Source organism: Shigella sp. FC1967 (assembly GCF_001743005.1).
Lineage (GTDB): Bacteria > Pseudomonadota > Gammaproteobacteria > Enterobacterales > Enterobacteriaceae > Proteus.
In genome coordinates, this window is sequence record NZ_MIIZ01000918.1 from 1 (window position 1) to 1,923 (window position 1,923).

The 1,923-nt window shown below is 37.6% G+C and carries 4 protein-coding genes; all 4 read left to right on the forward strand.

The window, feature by feature from the left end; genetic code table 11:
• Positions 1 to 180 precede the first annotated feature (180 nt).
• On the forward strand, positions 181 to 714 hold the full coding sequence (locus BHE89_RS15865) for a hypothetical protein (protein ID WP_069368144.1): 534 nt from the start codon (positions 181 to 183) through the stop codon (positions 712 to 714).
• Positions 707 to 1,204 carry a single-stranded DNA-binding protein gene (gene ssb / locus BHE89_RS15870; protein ID WP_017827302.1) on the forward strand — a complete coding sequence of 166 codons (498 nt, stop codon included), beginning with the start codon at positions 707 to 709 and terminating at the stop codon, positions 1,202 to 1,204. The genes BHE89_RS15865 and ssb overlap by 8 nt, the downstream gene beginning before the upstream one ends.
• A 41-nt stretch (positions 1,205 to 1,245) precedes the next feature.
• A complete protein-coding gene (locus BHE89_RS15875; protein WP_017827303.1) occupies positions 1,246 to 1,515 on the forward strand; it encodes a hypothetical protein in 270 nt (89 codons plus the stop codon).
• 18 nt (positions 1,516 to 1,533) lie between these two features.
• Positions 1,534 to 1,923: class I SAM-dependent methyltransferase (locus tag BHE89_RS15880; RefSeq protein WP_141008313.1), on the forward strand; the 390-nt coding region annotated here is incomplete at its 3' end.

Sequence of the window (1,923 nt, forward strand, 5' to 3'; positions counted from 1 at the left end):
CATGTAGAATTTTCAAAGTGACATTCTATTTAAGTAGCAGAAGAACTATCTAAGCTAATTAAATAATTTATCAGATTTATTTAAAAAAACATACTAAATCACCAGTCAGGCATCAGGGAATTTTAATCTCGATTAATTCGAGAGGGATTTTTATTACCTAAATATTGTGTGGAGAGAATAATGTCTTATATTGCAACAGCAACAAATAAACATTTCTATTATCTCGATGTACGGTTCGAAGATATAGATATTCAAGATATTGCGACGGGTTTAGCTAATGAATGTCGCTTTAATGGACAAATTGATAATTTCTATTCTGTTGCTCAGCATTCTGTGTATACCAGTTATTTAGTTGCACCTGAATTTGCTTTAGAGGCCTTACTTCATGATGCCAGTGAAGCTTATGTCAAAGACCTACCGTCACCACTTAAAAAGTTATTGCCTGAATATAAATTAATTGAATTGCGTGTGGAAAAGATGATCCGCAAAAAGTTTGGATTACCTGAAAATATGTCTGATGAAGTCCATTTTGCAGATCTAATGATGTTAGCCACAGAAAAGCGTGATTTAGACATTGATGCAGATAGTAACTGGTTAATGCTTGAAGGTATTCCAGCTAGCGATTTTGCTGTCAACCCGCTAACCCCTCGACAAGCAAAATCCCTATTCTTACGCCGTTTTAATGAGCTTTATAAGGAGGTTGAGAATGGCTAACGGATCAGTAAACAAAGTAATTCTTATCGGCAATTTAGGGCGTGATCCTGAAATTCGCTACCTGCCTTCTGGTGGTGCTATTGCTTATTTAGCTGTGGCCACATCAGAGAAATGGCGTGACAAACAAACGGGTGAAAATCGCGAAAAAACAGAATGGCATCGTGTCGTTCTGTTTGGAAAACTCGCTGATATCGCCAGTGGCTATTTGTGTAAAGGCTCGCAAGTTTATATCGAGGGCCAACTACAAACGCGCGAGTGGGATGATAACGGCGTTAAACGCTACACAACAGAAGTTGTTGTAAGGATTGGAGGCACATTGCAGATGTTAGGCGGTGCTAGTAAATCAGCAGGATCACAACCAGCACAGCAAAACCCGCCACCGGCTCAACCTCAAGCACAGAGTAGTCAGCCACCAATGGATTTTGAGGATGATATTCCCTTCGCACCTATTGGGCTTATGTATCCACGCCATTTAATTAATGTGGTTTAACCTACTTACTCAGTGCAAGGATGCAATTAAGAGGAATGACGATGAAACACCCATCAATTATACAAATTAGCAACGATAGTATTCAAACGCTACTAATGAAAGGGGAGCATACCGCCAGCGAGGTGATTAATTCAGCCATTGAGTCTGGGGAAATAGATGAGAGTGACCGCCAATTTTGGGAAAAATACGACAAGGTAGATATTTGTTATTTTAAAGCAGTTCCCAAGCCTGGTTATTCAGCGTATTACCATGAATCAAGCAAAGATATTAAAGGTGCATTTTTAGCAACGGCTGTCATGGTTTATTGGTAATGATTAAAGAGGAAGAGAATGAAACCAATACTTGATATGTGTTGTGGCTCTCGCATGTTTTATTTTGATAAACAAGACGACCGAGTTTTATTTAATGATATTAGAGCTGAAGAACATATTTTATGTGATGGAAGAATTTTAAATATAACACCAGATATTATTTCTGATTTTAAAAACCTGCCATTACCAGATAATACCTTTTATCAAGTACTATTTGACCCACCTCATTTAATTAGAGTTGGTAAAAATAGTTGGATGTTTAAAAAGTACGGGCGATTAAATAAAGAGTCATGGAAAGACGATTTATCAAAAGGGTTTAGTGAAGCATTTAGAGTGCTTAGGCCTGGAGGAACATTGCTGTTCAAATGGAATGAAACCCAAATACCTGTTAAACAAATTTTAGCACTA

Excerpts from the sequence above, each read along its gene's own strand:
- BHE89_RS15865 (WP_069368144.1), top strand. The coding sequence starts at position 181 with ATGTCTTATATTGCAACAGCAACAAATAAACATTTCTATTATCTCGAT.
- ssb (WP_017827302.1), top strand. The coding sequence starts at position 707 with ATGGCTAACGGATCAGTAAACAAAGTAATTCTTATCGGCAATTTAGGG.
- BHE89_RS15875 (WP_017827303.1), top strand. The coding sequence starts at position 1,246 with ATGAAACACCCATCAATTATACAAATTAGCAACGATAGTATTCAAACG.